The organism is Microbulbifer sp. ABF4_143, from assembly GCF_056160225.1.
The window spans coordinates 1-15766 of the sequence record NZ_JBSWWT010000023.1 but is presented as its reverse complement, the minus strand read 5'-3'; the positions used below and the strand labels follow the sequence as shown (position 1 = coordinate 15766).

Here is a 15766-nt window from a genome sequence, read left to right as displayed (position 1 = left end):
AAAACCGCCATTCGCAAATGCGAAAAAATTAGGCGGCCTGCTGCTCTTTTTGGTCGCGAATGGCCGCAATAGTGCGGACCAGCTTGCCAGCAGATGCTTCTTTCAGCACGCTCATCAGCTTGGCGATCGCCTCATCGTAAGTCGGCAGGCTTGCCAACAGTGCGACGTCGGTGATCGCGCCTTCGAAGGCAGCACCTTTCAGCTCCAGCTTGTCGTTTTCCTTGGCGAACTTGCTCAGGATGCGCGCACCGGCACCCGGATGTTCTGTGGAAAAGGCGATGATGCTGGGACCGACGAACTTCTCGGTGAGACATTCGTATTCGGTACCTGCCAGAGCGCGACGCGCCAGAGTATTGCGGACGACCTTCAACCAAACGCCGTTCTCGCGAGCCTCTTTGCGCAGAGCGGTCATGTCGTTCACGGTAACGCCGCGGGAATCCGCAACTACCGCCGACAGAGCGCTCGAAGCAGCTTGCTGGACTTCTGCGACAATCGCTTTCTTGTCTTCGAGTCCAATAGCCATAGTGTCACTCCTGGATTTGAAAAAAGACCGGGCTATTCAGCCCGATCCGTTCCGGTGCACAAAGCTCAAATCCAGTAAAAATACTGGTTTGGGCGACACCGTCTGCGTAGGCTCGGACTTCTCGATTGGCCGGCCTGGCCGAAGTCCGGATTAAGTCAGCCGCGCTATACCTCAAAACCTCAAACGCAACTGGCACCTACGGTCTTTGACGGCCCGCCCTCCCGCCGAAGCGTTCGGGCGGACCCCAAAGTTCGGTTTGCGCAGGAGCGGCCCATGGCCGCTCCTGCCAGCAATTAAATGTTCAGGGAAGCCTGATCGATGGTCAGACCCGGGCCCATGGTGGTGCTCAGGGTGATCTTCTTCAGGTAAACACCCTTGGCGGAAGCCGGCTTGACCTTCTTCAGATCGGCAACCAGCGCTTCCAGGTTTTCCTTGATCGCGCTGGCGTCAAAGCTCACCTTGCCGATACCGCCGTGGATGATGCCGCCCTTGTCGGCGCGGAAACGCACCTGACCGGCCTTGGCGTTCTTCACCGCAGTGGCCACGTCCGGGGTTACGGTGCCGGTCTTCGGGTTCGGCATCAGGCCGCGCGGACCCAGAATCTGACCCAGTTGGCCGACAACGCGCATCGCATCCGGAGAGGCGATCACCACGTCGAAATCCATCTTGCCGGCTTTTACCTCGGCAGCCAGTTCGTCCATGCCCACCAGGTCAGCGCCGGCTTCTTTCGCCGCATCGGCGTTGGCGCCCTGGGTGAACACGGCTACGCGCACTTCTTTACCAGTGCCGTGCGGCAGTGTGGTGGCGCCGCGAACAGCCTGGTCGGATTTGCGCGGATCGATGCCCAGGTTGATGGACGCATCCACGGTTTCGGCGAACTTCACATTGGACAGCTCTTTCAGCAGGGCTACGGCTTCGTCGATACCGTAGGCTTTGCCCGCTTCTACTTTTTCAGCGATGGCGCGCTGACGCTTGCTCAACTTAGCCACTTACAGACCCTCCACTTCAATACCGGCACTGCGGGCGGAACCGGCAATAGTGCGCACGGCCGCTTCCATATCGGATGCAGTCAGGTCGGGCATCTTGGTCTGGGCAATTTCTTCCAGCTGAGCGCGGGTTACCTTACCCACCTTCTCGGTGTTCGGGCGACCGGAACCGCTCTTGATCTTGGCCGCCTTGCGCAGCAGTACCGCGGCGGGCGGGGTCTTCATGATGAAGGTGAAGGAGCGATCGCTGTATACAGAGATCACTACCGGCACCGGCAGACCCGGCTCCATACCCTGGGTCTGCGCGTTGAACGCCTTACAGAACTCCATGATGTTCACGCCGTGCTGACCCAGCGCGGGGCCGACGGGCGGACTCGGGTTGGCCTGGCCTGCGGCCACTTGCAGCTTGATATAAGCTTCGACTTTCTTAGCCATTACAGCTCTCCTCTGATTGGGTATTAACGCCTGCGCTGTACAGCCGCAAGGACTGCAACGCTCGGCTCCCCGTTTGCCCCTCGCAACACCGCAGCGCGGCGTTTTTCAGGGACGCGAAAACCCCCTTCCGCCAAACGGCAGAAGAGGGCAAGAATCCTTATGCCAGAATCAGGTCTTTTCTACCTGACCGAACTCCAGCTCCACAGGCGTGGACCGACCGAAGATCAACACCGCCACACGCAGGCGGCTCTTCTCGTAGTTGACCTCTTCCACGACACCGTTGAAATCATTGAACGGACCGTCGATCACCCGCACCATCTCACCGGGCTCGAACAGGGTCTTGGGCTTCGGCTTGTCGGCCGAATCGTCTATGCGATTCAGGATAGCCTGCGCCTCGCGATCCGTAATCGGCGCCGGCTTGTCCGCCTTGCCGCCGATAAAGCCGAGCACCCGCGGCGTCTCTTTCACCAGGTGCCAGGTGTCGTCGTTCAGCTCCATCTCCACCAGCACATAGCCGGGGAAGAACTTGCGCTCGCTCTTGCGCTTCTGGCCGGCACGCATCTCCACCACTTCTTCGGTGGGCACCAGCACCTCGCCAAACAGGTGGTCCATCTCGTGCAGCTCGATGCGCTCCTTCAGAGAGGCGGCAACGCGCTTCTCATAACCGGAGTAAGCCTGAACCACGTACCAATGCTTAGCCATCTATCAACCTTTAGCCGATTATCTTGGAGGCAGCCCAGCCGAGGGCGGAATCCAGCCCCCACAGAATCAGCGCCATGATCAACACAAACACCACCACGATCAGCGTGGTCTGGGTCGCTTCCTGGCGGCTCGGCCAGACGACACGGCGCACCTCTGTCTGCGCCTCCCGCAACAAATTCCAGAAGGCGTTACCCTTGGCGGTATTGATCGCCACAACCAGCGCCACGAGGCAGATCGCCACGATTGCCAGCACACGGTAAAGCAGGGGGAATTCGGCATAATAGGAGTTGCCCGCGACGGCGGCGCCAACCAACAGCACCACCAGCAACCACTTCAGGCCGTCAAGACGAAAGGTTTTCGCTTCTACCTTAGCATTCATACAAAAGAAGCCCTTAGCGCACTCTAGATAAGCCCTTAGCGCTTACAAACACAACCCCGGGGACCGGCGGCTGCGACGCCCTCAGGCACCAGGTGGCGGGGCGATTGAAAAGTTGGCAGGCCAGGAGGGACTCGAACCCCCAACAGCCGGTTTTGGAGACCGGTGCTCTACCAATTGAACTACTGGCCTGGAACGTACTTGGGCGCTTCAGCGCCCAAAATGAGGGGGCGAATCTTACCACCCTCCCCCACATTTAGCAAAGTGCGCCGCCCTGGGGTCCGGCGGCGCGGCGATCAAGGATTACTCGATGATCTTGGCTACAACGCCGGCGCCGACGGTACGGCCGCCTTCGCGGATCGCGAAACGCAGACCCTCTTCCATCGCGATCGGAGCGATCAGAGTCACTTTCATCTGAACATTGTCGCCCGGCATTACCATCTCGGTGCCTTCCGGCAGCTCAACCGCACCGGTCACGTCGGTGGTACGGAAGTAGAACTGCGGACGGTAGCCTTTGAAGAACGGGGTGTGACGACCACCTTCGTCCTTGGACAGCACGTACACTTCCGCCTCAAACTTGGTGTGCGGAGTGATGGAACCCGGCTTGGCCAGTACCTGACCACGCTCCACTTCGTCGCGCTTGGTGCCGCGCAGCAGGGCGCCGATGTTCTCGCCGGCACGACCTTCGTCCAGCAGCTTGCGGAACATTTCCACACCGGTACAGGTGGTGGAAGTGGTTTCGCGGATACCGACGATTTCGATTTCGTCGCCGGTCTTCAGGACACCGCGCTCCACACGGCCGGTTACCACGGTACCGCGACCGGAGATGGAGAATACGTCTTCGATCGGCATCAGGAACGGCTGGTCGATAGCGCGCTCCGGCTCCGGGATGTACTCGTCCAGGGTCTCTACCAGCTTCTTGACAGCGGTGGTACCCAGCTCGTTGTCGTCTTCGCCGTTCAGGGCCATCAGAGCGGAACCGACGATGATCGGGGTGTCGTCGCCCGGGAACTCGTACTGATCCAGAAGTTCGCGCACCTCCATCTCAACCAGTTCCAGCAGCTCTTCGTCGTCGACCATGTCGGCCTTGTTCAGGAATACCACGATGTAGGGTACACCTACCTGACGGGACAGCAGGATGTGCTCGCGGGTCTGCGGCATGGGGCCGTCAGCAGCGGAGCAGACCAGGATAGCGCCGTCCATCTGGGCGGCACCGGTGATCATGTTCTTCACGTAGTCGGCGTGTCCCGGGCAGTCAACGTGGGCGTAGTGACGGGTCGGGGACTCGTATTCAACGTGGGAGGTGGCAATGGTGATACCGCGCTCACGCTCTTCCGGTGCGTTGTCGATACCGTCGAAGGCAACGGCCTCTCCACCCCAGACTTCCGCGCAGACGCGGGTCAGGGCAGCGGTCAGGGTGGTCTTGCCGTGGTCAACGTGACCGATGGTGCCCACGTTTACGTGGGGCTTGGAACGTTCAAACTTTTCTTTTGCCATTGCAGCCTCCTAATATAGGTACGCAAACACCAGCGCCCCTACGTCCAGAACAGGCGCATCCCGGCCGACCACCCCAAAACCGGCGCCGACCCCGGATACAAATAGCCGCAGAGGCACCTGCCCCTGCGGCCATTAAAAATGGAGCTCATGGGCGGATTTGAACCGCCGACCTCACCCTTACCAAGGGTGTGCTCTACCCCTGAGCTACATGAGCATATTACTGCCAAACCCAGCACCCACACGGAGCACCGAATCGGCGAGCGGACAACCTCATCCACTCACCCAGCCACCAGCTTACCCCACTGGCGACTCACTCCCACCTAGCCCCACACGCAGTATGGAGCGGGCAGCGGGAATCGAACCCGCATCATCAGCTTGGAAGGCTGAGGTTCTACCATTGAACTATGCCCGCAGGACCAAGCCCGCATGCGGGAACCTCCAAGCAAAAGGTCTTCAACCTTCCGCTGGCGACACCGGCCAACCCTGTCGGCGAACCGGCATCTCAATATGGTGCAGGGGGGTGGATTCGAACCACCGAAGCTTGCGCGTCAGATTTACAGTCTGATCCCTTTGGCCACTCGGGAACCCCTGCTTAAAGCGGCGTGTATTCTCTACATCGCCCGCTGCGCTGTCAACGTTTTTTCCTTCAAATTCACACACTTATCTGCGGAACTTAAAGCACTTCAGCGCATAGGACAAAAATGGAGCTGGCGAGAGGAGTCGAACCCCCGACCGGCTGATTACAAGTCAGCTGCTCTACCAACTGAGCTACGCCAGCCCTGTCCCTCACTGCGGAAACTCTAGTCGCCCCGTCAGTGGAGGCGGGATTCTAGGGGATGTTATGCCGACAAGCAACAGTAAATTCACCCCAAAGATTGGAAGGCGGATATTGGCGGCCAAAGCGGGAAATCCAGACGCCGGAGCGCTCGCGCTCACAGGCGTCGGCTATGCCTGTGACGCACCCTTCACTTCGCTACAGAGGTTCTGCCGGCGGTCCAGCTCCGGGTATTCAAGCTGCAACTCGCTCCAGAACTCCTCCGCGAGCCCTTCCGCAGCGCCGGGCGGCAGCACGATCCAGCGCTCCAGATAGGTCTGCGGCTCCTCCCGCGTCCGCGCCGCGATACCGCGCGCCTTCAGCTCCGCCGCCAGGGACTCGGCGCGATCCAGCTCGCTGAAGATGCCGAAGGAGATGCCGTTGGTCAGGGAACCCTTCGGGATCACATAACTGTCGATACCGGCCGCCTGCAATTCACGCAGCTTGCGGAAGGCCTCACGGCGGGACCCGAGCGGCTCGAGAAAGACCCAGTAGCGCATCTGCCCTTCCATTTCGATTTCGCGCAGTTCCGCCTCTACCTGCAGAGCCTGCAGCCGCTGCGCCACATCCTGCCCCTGGTACACTTCCGCGAAGGGCCCCACCAGGGTGCAGAGCTGCGCCTCCGGCTGTGGCTTCTGCGCCGGGGGTTGCGGTGCCGGCCGCGCAGCCCGCTTCGCCAGCCGCTCCCGTGGCACCTCGCTGACCAGTTGAATGGACTCCCCGCCCCCCATCTGCGACGGCACAGCAGCGACCCTTGCCGCGGGCGGGCGGCCGGCGCTCTGGAACCAGGCAAAAAGGCCGATATTGGCGAGTAACAGGGCGAGAACTATCCAACGCATGGTGTCTTCTGAATCTATCTAGGGATTGCTGAGGGCCAGGCCGTCCAGCACCAGCTCCGGCGCCAGCGTGTGGGGCCTGTCGCACAGGGCGGACAACAGCGGCGCGTCGCCGCCGGTCAGCCACAGCCGCGGCGCAGCCGCGCCGCCGCGACGCAGCTCGCCAAGGCCGCGATCTATCGCCCCCAGCGCCATCATCACCAGACCGCGATTGACGGCCTCATCGGTATCGCGGCCCGCGCCGAGCGCCATATCCGGCGCAAACGCCTGCGGCACCTTGACCGCGTCCGTGTCCTTGTACAGGGCCCGGCGCATCAGCTCCAGGCCCGGCACTATATAGCCCCCCAGGTGGTGGCCGCCATTATCCAGCAAGTCGAGGGTCACGGCACTGCCGCAGTCCACAATCAGTGCGGCGCCCGGTTTTTTATCGTGAGCGGCGATAACCGCCAGCCAGCGATCCACCCCCAGGCGCCCGATATCGCGGTAACCGCAGGTCACGCCGGCGCAGCGGGCCTCGACGCGGGCGAATTCCACCGGCAGCGCGAACAGTACGCGGGCGGCCTCTTTGAGGGCCGTCGCGGCGGCCGCGCCGGCGACGTTGGCGGCGCGCACCCGCCGCGGCCGCAACTCACCCCAGGCCTCCGGCACCTCACCGGCGCGCAGCGCCGCGGTGGAGAGGCTGCCGCGCGCGCGCACCTCACCGCCGTCCAGCAGGCGCCACTTGCCGCGGGTGTTGCCCAGATCCACCTCGAGAATCAAGGCTCCCTCCCCCGCAGCGATATCTCGCCGCCGTGAAAGCGCTGTGTCTCCCCATCGATATCGAGGAGCAGCGCGCCGGAATCGTCCACCCCGGCCGCGGTGCCACACCAGACGCGGCTCGCCGACTGCAGCCGCACCGGCTGCCCGGCGAACTGATCCAGTGCCAGCCAGGCGTCGCGGTGGGCGCCGAAACCGCACTGTGGGTAATCCCGCAGTAGCGGCAGCAGTTGGTTCAGCATGGCCGCGGCCAGACGGTTGCGGTCGATGCCGGGGCGCACGCTGTTGAGATCTATCCACGGCTGATCGATGGCGGCGGTACTGTCCCCGCGCAGCCCCACATTCAGCCCTATACCCACGACCACGGCGCAGCGATCGGTGAGGTCGCCGGAGAGCTCCAGCAGAACCCCCGCCAGCTTGCGCCCCCGGCACCAGACGTCGTTGGGCCACTTGAGGCGCACATCCGGCACCGAAAACTCCTCCAGCGCGCGCGCCAGGGCCACCCCCACCGCCAGGCTCAGTCCCTCCAGCAGCTGTACCCCGCCGCTGAACTGCCAGCCAATAGACAGGTTGATGCCGCCACTGAAGGGGCTCACCCAGGCGCGCCCGCGGCGCCCGCGCCCCGCGGTCTGCCGCTCGGCGAACATGGCCACAGCGTGGCCGGCGCCGCGCTCGAGAAGTGACAGCAGCCGGGCGTTGGTGGAATCCACCTCGTCGCGCAGCAGCAGTTGCTGCAGCAGGTCGCGCGCCTCCGCGTTCAGGCCGGACTCGATCGCATCCGCAGTCAGCAGGTTCAGGCCGCCGGGCAGGCGGTAGCCGCGCCCCTTGACCGACTCCAGGGCCAGACCGTAGCGCTCGAGTTTCTGCAGCTGTTTCCACACCGCCGCGCGGCTCACCCCCAGAGCGGCGCCGAGGGCTTCACCGGAGTGCACCTCTCCGTCGGCGAGCAGGTTCAGTACCGGGCGCAGCTGCTGTAGCGGATTTTTCGGGCTGGAGCTCTGCAAATTCAACTTCTCAAATAGCGGCGAAAATAGCGATTGCCGAGACTGGTCAGTATTTCGTAGCCGATGGTGCCGGCGTAGCCGGCCACCTCGTCCACGGTCAGTTCCTGGTTGAGCACTTCGATGGACGTCAGCGCATCGCGCTCCGCGGCGCTGAGGGCGCTGATATCGAAAGTGGTGGAATCCATCGACACCCGCCCGACCATCGGCAGGCGCCGGCCGCAGGCCCAGCCGCAGCCGCGACCGCTCTGGGCGCGCAGTATACCGTCGGCGTAGCCGCCGCGGGCCACCGCCAGCCAGCTTCCGGCCGCAACGCGCTGGGTGGCGCCATAGCCGACAGGCTGCTCGCTGCTGACGTGGCGCTTCTGCACTATGGGTAGACTCAGTTCCACCACAGGGCGCATCGGGTTGGGGGCGCCGGGTACCGGGTTTACACCATAGAGCGCGCAGCCGGGCCTGACGATATCGAAGTGGTATTCCTCGCCGAGGAAGATACCCGACGAGTTGGCCAGGCTCAGCAGCACGTCCGGGCACTGCGCCCGCAGCCGCTGGGCGAACTCGCGGAAATTGCGCAGCTGCAGCCGGTTCTGCGGGTGTCCGGGCTCGTCGGCGCAGGCCAGGTGGCTCAACAACAGGCGGATATCCGCCGCACGCAGCAGCGCCCGGTCCGCCAGCAGTTGCTCGAACTCCTCCGGGGTCATGCCCAGGCGGGTCATGCCCGAGTCCACCTTGAGGGCACAGGGAGCGGGCAGGCCCTCTCTCGCGCAAATCGCCACCCAGTCGCGCAGCTGCTGCAGGGTAAACAGTGTCGGCACCAGGCCCGCGCGCGCACACTCCAGTTCGGCGCCGTGGCGCACGCCGGTCAACACCACGATGTTGACGGCCTCGCCAAGCGCGGCGCGCAGCCTCTCCCCCTCGGTCTGGGTGGCGACGAAAAAGTCCCGACAGCCGCGCCGGTAGAGCGCCGGCGCCACCTGCGCCATCCCCAGGCCGTAGGCATCCGCTTTGACCACGGCGCCGCAGCGGCTGCCGCCGGCCAGGCGGCCGCGGAGGTCCAGGTAGTTGTCGCCGACCGCCTGCAGATCGATGGTCAGCAGGCCTTCGCGGGAATCACTCATGCCGTCTCTATCCAACTCACTCGCTATACCGCCCCCAGCAGGCTCTCGCGGCGCAGGGCCCGGGCGCCAAAGGCCACGGCCAAAGCCACCAGTAACAGGCACACCAGCGATCCCGCCAGCACCAGCGGCGGGGATACGGCGTCCCCCACCAGCAGCGCCTTGAGCCACTGCTGCTGGCCCACCAGCGGCACCAGTTGCCAGTAGGGCTCCGTTAATTGTATGCGCGACATATCCAGCGCCATCAGCAATGTGACCGGCGCCAGCTGCAGAATGCTCAGCTGCGTCTGCGCATCCTTGAAGGACTGCGAGCGCAGGGCCAGCAGAATCTGCACTACGGCCACCAGCAGCGCCAGCGGCAACAGTAGCAGCCCCATGGCGACCACGCCGGCGGCGGTGGTGGCCTGCTGTATGCCCAGCTCGGCCAGTGGCATCACGGGCATCAGCGCAACCAGAGCCGCGATCGCCAACAGCGCGCCCAGCCAGCCCATGCTGGCCACGGCCAGCGTCTTGGCCGCAACCAGCTGCCAGCCGGGCAGCGGCTGCAGCAGCAGCGTCTCCAGGCTGAGGCGCTCGCGCTCGCCGGCCGAGGTATCCACCGAGGTGGCGAGACTGGCGACGAACAGGGTCAGGATCAGCAATCCCGGCACCATCGCCAGGATCATGGCGCCGCGACTCGAGGGCGTGCTCAGGTCGCGCACCTGCAGCTGCCAGGGCGACAGCAGCTGCGGGGCGACACCGCGCGCGGCCAGGCGCTGCTGCACGATCAGCTGCTGCAGTCTGCCGAGGCGCTCCTGTAAGTGGCGCTCGGCGCGCCCGGCGGAGGTGGAGGAGGCGTCCACATAGAGATACATCTGCGGCGCGCGGAAGGCTTCGTAGCGCTCGACGAAATCGTCGCTCAGGGTCAACACCAGGTCGTAGCCGCCGGCGATCAGTTCACGCGGATCCCCCTCGGCCAGCACTTCCACTTCCAGGCTGTCGCCGCGCAGCTGCTGCGCCAGCAGGGGCACGGCATCGCCGCCCACCAGCGCCAGACGCGTGGACTCCTCGCTGTGCTTTTTGACGAGAAAGATGGTTGAGCCGGCCAGCAGCACCGGAAACAACAGCGAGAAACAGATGGCCATCCACAGCGCGCGGCGATCGCGCCAGGCTTCGAGAAACTCCTTGCGCAACAGCGCCGACATCTGCGGCGAAAAAAGCTGGCCCACAAGCATCACGCCGGCACCTCCACTCGCTGTTTGCCGGCCGCGCCGTAAGCGAGAGCGACAAAGCTGTCCTCCAGGTTCCCGCAGCCGGTGCGCGCCACAAGCTCCGCCGGCGAGCCGCCGTCAACAATGCGCCCGCCGGCCATGACCAACACCCGGTCCGACAGTTCGGACACCTCAGACATCACGTGACTGGAAAACAGTATCGTCGTGCCCTGGGCCCGCAACCGCAGCAACGTCCGGCGCAGCAGTCGCGCCGCCAGCACATCGAGACCCCGCGTGGGCTCGTCCAGGATCAGGTGCTGCGGGCGGTGTACCAGCGCGCGCGCCAGGGCGACCTTCATTCGCTCCCCCTGGGAGAAGCCGCGGGTGCGGCGCTGCCACAGGTCGTCCAGCTCCAGCTCCTCGCGTACCGACTGCAGGGCTTCCTTCAGCCGACTCCCGGAGAGCCCCTGCACTCTGGCGAACAGCGACAGGTATTCGGCCACCGTCAGCCGCTCGTAGAGGCCCTCGCGGTCGCCGACCACGCCGAGCTGCCGCCGCGCGGCCATAGGATCGCGGGCCACATCGATACCGCCCAGCCGCACGCAGCCGGAGTCCGCGCGCAGCAGGCCGGTGATGATACGCAGGCAGGTGGTCTTGCCGGCGCCGTTTGCGCCGAGCAGCGCGGTAATCTGTCCGTCGGGCACGGTGAAGCTGAGCGCCCTCAGGACCTGCCGCCCGGCAAACTGTTTGTCGATGGATTCCACTGCAATCACGACTGCCCCCCCCGCTGCGCGGAACCGCCGCCCGCCCCTAGGGCCGGGCCGAATGCATCCGCCATAAACGGCGGCCGCCGGATATCCGCCACGCAACTCCGATCCAGCGGCTCCGCCGGCGCGTCCAGGAAGCGCGCGATCAGCTCCGGAATACAGCCGCGGGGGGAATTGATATGACCGCCACCCGCCACCACCAGGTGCTGTTTGCGAGACAGGTAGTCCAACTGCTGCTCGGCGTACTGCGGCGGCGTGATCGGGTCGGCCGAGCCGGAAATCAGCAGCACCGGCTGCTCCCTCGGCTGTGGCGCGGCGTAGGGTCTGGCCTGGACCGGCCAGACCCCACAGCCGCTTCTAAACAGATCGATAAACGCCGAGCCGAGAAAGGTGCCGGCGCTGTCCGCAGCCACCTCTTCGGCGCTGATGCGGTTCAGCTCTTCGGCGCAGGCCACGGAAAATGTCAGTCCCATCGCCATGCTGTCGGCTTGATTCAGGAACAGTCCGGTGAGCCCGGACAGCGGCAGATAATTGCCGCGGCCGGCCTGGTGCACCGCGTAGGGCAGCTGCGCGGCGGCGGCCGGATCGTAGAGAGCCGCGCGAATAGCGTTCGCCAGTACCCAGCGCTGCAGCGGCTCGCCCAGCGGCGCGCCGGTCAGTGGATCGGGAAAAGACGCGGCCCGCTCCTGATCCCAGTCTTGCAGCAGGCGATCGAGCTGCCCTCTCCAGTCGCCGAAACGGGCACAGACGGCATCGCGCGCGCAGTCACGCTCCAGCGCGCGCAGGGCCCGCTCGGCGGCCGCGGCGGTCAGGAACACCTTGCTGTCGATCGGCGCCACGGCATCCAAAACCAGCGCGGTCAGGGATTGCGGATACCACTGCTGGTACAGAAGCGCCGTGCGGGTGCCCCAGGAGCCGCCCCAGAGGGCTATGCGTTCGTGCCCCAGGTACTGCCGCACGCGCTCGAGGTCTTCGACCGCCTGGCGGCTGTTCAGGGTTTCGGCCAGCTGCGCGTTGCGCAGATAGCAGTCCGCCAGGCGTTGGGAAAACTGCTCCAGGTCCGCCGGCATCTCACGCCCGAAGCCGCAGCGGAATGCGCCGGATCGCCCGGCGCCGCGGCGATCGACCATAACGATGGCGCGCTCGCGGTTGATCTTGCGGAACGCATTCAGCAGCGGCGCCAACTCACTCGCCGCCTGCCCCGGTCCGCCGGCGAGCAAATACAGCGGCTCGCGGCCGCTGTCGTTGACCGCCGGCGCCACCATCACCGCCAACTCACTCAGGCCCCCGCCTTCGCCGACGACTACCCGATAGCAGCGCAGGGAGCTCCCCCAGCCGTCGAGATAACACCTTGTGTATTCCGGCTCACTCTGGGCCAATGCGGGCCCCGACAATCCATTGCCGACCGCTAGCACTGCCGCCAGTAGCAGCCGCCGCATCCATACCACGAACTGTTCTCCCACTCGAATACTTTGGAAAGAACGCCAGTCTATCGAACTTTTGTCCGTCCTGTCGTCGGTGCCGCCCGGCCGGCGGCGATTGCATTAGCGCGGCGGGGCCCGCAGTGGTAAGGTTTCCCATTGTACTCTTCCCATACCCACACCCATGAGCTTTTCAGACCGAGAAAAACAACTAATCCGAGCCGCCTTTGCCTGGGGACAGATCACGCACAAGGAAGGCTATACACTCTCTGACCTGGAAATCGAGAAATCGGTACTCTTCCGCCGCCTGCTGGCCGGCCGTCCGCCACTGGCTTTCCCGCCGCCCCTGCGCCACGGCTTTCCCTGGTACGAAGTGATCGAGGGTCGCGGTGAACATCTTGTCAATGCCTCGGAGGCCTCGCCCGAGTGCAGCATCATCGCCCCCGGCAGCAAGCCCGGGGACACCTGCATTCTCATCGACGGTGCCTTCTGGCGCGTGGTGGAAACGGTGCGCGAACGCGAGGAATACATCGTCGAATGGGGCCAGTATCCGATCCAGTGGCGGCTGAAAAAGCACTGGGAAGTCAATTACGAGATGACCCAGCAGCTGCACAATTTCCGCAAGGAGAATCCCAGCGCGGATATCAATTTTGACAACCGCTCGAGCCAGCGCGAATACAGCGAGTTCCGCATCGACGGCGAACAGACCGTGTGGTTGAGCGAGTGGCACCTCAGCCGCATCGGTCTCTCCGGCTGGGTCTGGGTCGGCACTCCGGTGGAGCAGGATACCCGCCTGCAGCTGACACCGGTGTTCTGCGACCAACAGGGCCCACTGGTGATCGGCGAAGCAGAGAAAAAGCGCGGTGCCGGCTGGCTGCGTATAGAACAGGCCGACGGCGATTACCGCTTTATCAAGCTCGGCGACAACCTGGAATACCAATCCCTGATCGCCGCCGCGGCCACGGAATTCGAAACACTGCTGCACGGCATCCAGGGTGAACAGCTGGAAGTAATGGACTGGCGCAACGACCAGCCCCTGCGCCACTATCTGGTGCCAACACATCTGGCGCCACTGGAGGAATTCGATTTCGGCGATCAGAACTACGACCTGATGCCAGACAACGCCTACGAGCGCTAAGCCCCTCCGTTCCGGCGGCGTTTTTTCAGCCTCCCTAATCCACATCCCTGCCGCGGGCGGCCCGCAACAGCCGGAACCAGGCCTCCCGCGGCAGCTCTCTATCCAGCGCGGCGAGACCGCTGCGCAAGCGACTCACTCTGCCGCTGCCCAGCAGCGGCACCATCCGCGACGGATGCTTCAGCAACCAGGCCAGTGCGATCTGCTGCGGTTCCATATCCAGTTCCCGCGACAACACCTCGAGGCAGGTCTGTACACGCCTGGCCACCTCTCCCGTGCCGGTAAACAGGGCCCCGCCTGCGAAAGGCGACCAGGCCATCGGCAGCAGTCTCTCGCGCTGACAGTAATCCAGTTGACCGTCAAACAGGGGCTCGGTGTGCAACAGCGACACCTCTATCTGATTCACCAACAACGGGACAGACAGTCGCGATTGCAGCAGCGCCACTTGATGCGGCAGAAAATTGGAAACACCTACCGCGCGGATCTTACCTGCGCACAGCAACCGGTCCAGTGCGCCGGCCAGCTCCTCCGCATCCATCAGCGGGTCGGGGCGATGTATCAACAGCAGATCCAGGGACTCGACGGCCAGTTTGCGCAAACTGGACTCGACCGAAGCGAGGACATGCCCTGCCGTGGTGTCGTAATGATTCAGGGCGTAGTCGTTGCCGCTGCCCATCAGCTTGATACCGCACTTGGACACTATCTCCATCTGTTCACGCAGTGCGGGTTTAAGTTTCAGCGCCTCGCCGAACAACTCTTCGCAGCGATAGTCACCGTAGATATCCGCCAGGTCGAAAGTCGTAATGCCGAGGTCCAGTAACTGCTCGACTAGCTCCAGTGTCTGCCGGGGTGTGTATTTCCAGTCAGCGAGGCGCCAGAGCCCCATTGCTATCCGGGAAAGCGAAAATGATTGATCGAGCGCGGACTGTATACGTTGCATGGAATATAACTATTTACCTTCGCTGGTGACTTTGTAGAGGGCGTCACCAACCGTTTTTCGGAGATGACACCGGCGTTACTAACAGAATACATGGATAGAGCTGTGCATAACTATGGGATATTCACCCTCAGGCCCGAATCCGTGCCGCTGAGCTGATGGCGGGTAAAAAAGCACCACTTGAGATCCGCTCTCCGAACACTGTGCACACAACGCTGTTACTAACAGATTTCATGGATAGACCTGTGTACAAGTTTGGGATAGTTGGTTTCTGCGGCCGTATTTGGGGCTTCGCGAGATGGCGCGCAAAAAAACATCAGGCTTTTACCCGCCCATTGCGGGCTGCTTTATGGGCTTTTTTACGCAGCTTTTCTCGCGGTGAGCGGGCGCCCATGCAGGCGTGGACTTTAGATTTACTGACGGCCTCTCTCGAAGCCTGCATTGGACTTTTTTGTTTTTTAGCAGGAAAGAGAGCCGCCAAGTGGATTGGCCGCCGTAGGAACGGAGAGGAGTGTCCCGCCGATTTATCGCGATGTTCGGCGGCAGATCTTTGCGTGATTTGTAATCGGCTATCTGTAGGAGCGGCCCATGGCCGCGATAGGCCTTAAATTCCGGCACCGATCCATCTACCTGCGCAGAGGTTATAGGCTTTTGTGCCGCCGTCCCTGGCGCGACGGCAGAGTGTTCGATCAGGCCCCGGCCCGGCCGTCCTTGGCGAGGCGTTCGTCGCTCGCAACGCGGTGCTTTGCGCCGCCTGCGGCGACCGCTCCTCACCCTACACTGGGTGTCGAGCTGCGCTCGCCATCGCTACGCGACGCCTTCGGCGCCCCAACCTCTGCACCTTCGGTGCATGGGTTGTCACATGGCAGCGCTCCGCGCTGCGTGCTAGTCGACAGCATTTCATCGTATCCAAAAAACAAAACCCCCGCAGGTTTCCCTGCGGGGGTTTTCTTTTTTAGAAGCCTGACAAAACGGCAGGAAAGCCGTTTTGCACAGCCACAGGCTGCCCGAAGGGTGAGGGCCATGGATGGCCCGAGTGACCTCCCGAAGGGTGAGGGCCATGGATGGCCCGAGTGACCTGACCGTACCGCACAGCGGTAGGTCATCGGCAGGCTGCAATGAAAAAGGCCCTGACCGCGTTAGCGATCAGGGCCTTTGGAATGAAAGCCTGACGATGACCTACTCTCACATGGGGAAGCCCCACACTACCATCGGCGATGTTGCGTTTCACTTCTGAGTTCGGCAAGGGATCAGGTGGTTCCACAACTCTATTGT

At 63.5% G+C, this 15766-nt stretch carries 15 protein-coding genes, 5 tRNA genes and 1 rRNA gene; 1 reads left to right on the top strand and 20 read right to left on the bottom strand.

Translation table 11 applies throughout. The annotated features are described in order from the left end of the window. Nucleotides 1-28: 28 nt before the first annotated feature. The 18 genes from rplJ to ACXAF3_RS15520 all read right to left on the bottom strand — a co-directional run bounded on the left by rplJ (nt 29) and on the right by ACXAF3_RS15520 (nt 12377). Nucleotides 29-523 carry a 50S ribosomal protein L10 gene (rplJ, locus tag ACXAF3_RS15605; RefSeq protein ID WP_475113237.1) on the bottom strand — a complete coding sequence of 165 codons (495 nt, stop codon included), beginning with the start codon at nt 521-523 and terminating at the stop codon, nt 29-31. 293 nt (nt 524-816) lie between these two features. Then, nucleotides 817-1512 (bottom strand): 50S ribosomal protein L1, encoded by a 696-nt coding sequence (gene rplA, locus ACXAF3_RS15600; protein WP_475113236.1) that lies wholly within the window; start codon nt 1510-1512, stop codon nt 817-819. Further along, on the bottom strand, nt 1513-1944 hold the full coding sequence (gene rplK / locus ACXAF3_RS15595) for a 50S ribosomal protein L11 (protein WP_475113235.1): 432 nt from the start codon (nt 1942-1944) through the stop codon (nt 1513-1515). It abuts the gene before it with no gap. A gap of 168 nt (nt 1945-2112) precedes the next feature. Continuing rightward, entirely contained in the window at nt 2113-2646 is a 534-nt protein-coding gene (nusG, locus tag ACXAF3_RS15590; RefSeq protein ID WP_475113234.1) for a transcription termination/antitermination protein NusG, read from the bottom strand. Between the two features lie 10 nt (nt 2647-2656). Beyond that, nucleotides 2657-3025: a preprotein translocase subunit SecE gene (gene secE / locus ACXAF3_RS15585; RefSeq protein WP_475113233.1), complete on the bottom strand. Its 369-nt coding sequence runs from the start codon at nt 3023-3025 to the stop codon at nt 2657-2659. A 113-nt stretch (nt 3026-3138) separates the two neighbouring features. After that, nucleotides 3139-3214, bottom strand: a tRNA-Trp gene (locus ACXAF3_RS15580). A gap of 111 nt (nt 3215-3325) precedes the next feature. Beyond that, complete coding sequence (tuf, locus tag ACXAF3_RS15575) at nt 3326-4519, bottom strand: elongation factor Tu (RefSeq protein WP_475113232.1); 1194 nt, start codon at nt 4517-4519, stop codon at nt 3326-3328. Nucleotides 4520-4658: 139 nt separating this feature from the next. Further along, nucleotides 4659-4733: transfer RNA gene (locus ACXAF3_RS15570), tRNA-Thr, on the bottom strand. A 124-nt stretch (nt 4734-4857) separates the two neighbouring features. Beyond that, nucleotides 4858-4931, bottom strand: a tRNA-Gly gene (locus ACXAF3_RS15565). Between the two features lie 96 nt (nt 4932-5027). Beyond that, nucleotides 5028-5111 (bottom strand) — tRNA-Tyr (locus ACXAF3_RS15560). Nucleotides 5112-5221: 110 nt separating this feature from the next. After that, nucleotides 5222-5297: transfer RNA gene (locus tag ACXAF3_RS15555), tRNA-Thr, on the bottom strand. Nucleotides 5298-5464: 167 nt separating this feature from the next. Further along, nucleotides 5465-6172, bottom strand: coding sequence for an SPOR domain-containing protein (locus ACXAF3_RS15550; protein ID WP_475113231.1), 708 nt, complete (start codon nt 6170-6172; stop codon nt 5465-5467). A gap of 18 nt (nt 6173-6190) precedes the next feature. Further along, nucleotides 6191-6928, bottom strand: a complete 738-nt coding sequence (locus ACXAF3_RS15545; protein ID WP_475113230.1) for a type III pantothenate kinase — start codon at nt 6926-6928, stop codon at nt 6191-6193. Then, complete coding sequence (gene birA / locus ACXAF3_RS15540; protein WP_475113229.1) at nt 6925-7929, bottom strand: bifunctional biotin--[acetyl-CoA-carboxylase] ligase/biotin operon repressor BirA; 1005 nt, start codon at nt 7927-7929, stop codon at nt 6925-6927. The genes ACXAF3_RS15545 and birA overlap by 4 nt, the downstream gene beginning before the upstream one ends. Before the next feature lie 2 nt (nt 7930-7931). Then, nucleotides 7932-9044 (bottom strand): alanine racemase, encoded by a 1113-nt coding sequence (gene alr / locus ACXAF3_RS15535; protein ID WP_475113228.1) that lies wholly within the window; start codon nt 9042-9044, stop codon nt 7932-7934. 23 nt (nt 9045-9067) lie between these two features. Next, nucleotides 9068-10255 carry an ABC transporter permease gene (locus ACXAF3_RS15530; RefSeq protein ID WP_475113227.1) on the bottom strand — a complete coding sequence of 396 codons (1188 nt, stop codon included), beginning with the start codon at nt 10253-10255 and terminating at the stop codon, nt 9068-9070. After that, nucleotides 10255-11004: an ABC transporter ATP-binding protein gene (locus tag ACXAF3_RS15525; protein WP_475113226.1), complete on the bottom strand. Its 750-nt coding sequence runs from the start codon at nt 11002-11004 to the stop codon at nt 10255-10257. The genes ACXAF3_RS15530 and ACXAF3_RS15525 overlap by 1 nt, the downstream gene beginning before the upstream one ends. Next, complete coding sequence (locus tag ACXAF3_RS15520; RefSeq protein WP_475113225.1) at nt 11001-12377, bottom strand: alpha/beta hydrolase; 1377 nt, start codon at nt 12375-12377, stop codon at nt 11001-11003. Before ACXAF3_RS15520 ends, ACXAF3_RS15525 begins: the two co-directional genes overlap by 4 nt. A gap of 226 nt (nt 12378-12603) precedes the next feature. Between ACXAF3_RS15520 and ACXAF3_RS15515 the strand changes: the two genes are divergently transcribed. Beyond that, entirely contained in the window at nt 12604-13557 is a 954-nt protein-coding gene (locus ACXAF3_RS15515) for a hypothetical protein (RefSeq protein ID WP_475113224.1), read from the top strand. Nucleotides 13558-13591: 34 nt separating this feature from the next. Here ACXAF3_RS15515 and ACXAF3_RS15510 read toward each other — a convergent pair whose 3' ends face one another. Together ACXAF3_RS15510 and rrf are read right to left on the bottom strand one after the other, a co-directional pair. Continuing rightward, on the bottom strand, nt 13592-14440 hold the full coding sequence (locus ACXAF3_RS15510; RefSeq protein ID WP_475113223.1) for an aldo/keto reductase: 849 nt from the start codon (nt 14438-14440) through the stop codon (nt 13592-13594). Between the two features lie 1217 nt (nt 14441-15657). Further along, nucleotides 15658-15766: ribosomal RNA gene (gene rrf, locus ACXAF3_RS15505) — 5S ribosomal RNA — on the bottom strand; the annotation flags it as partial.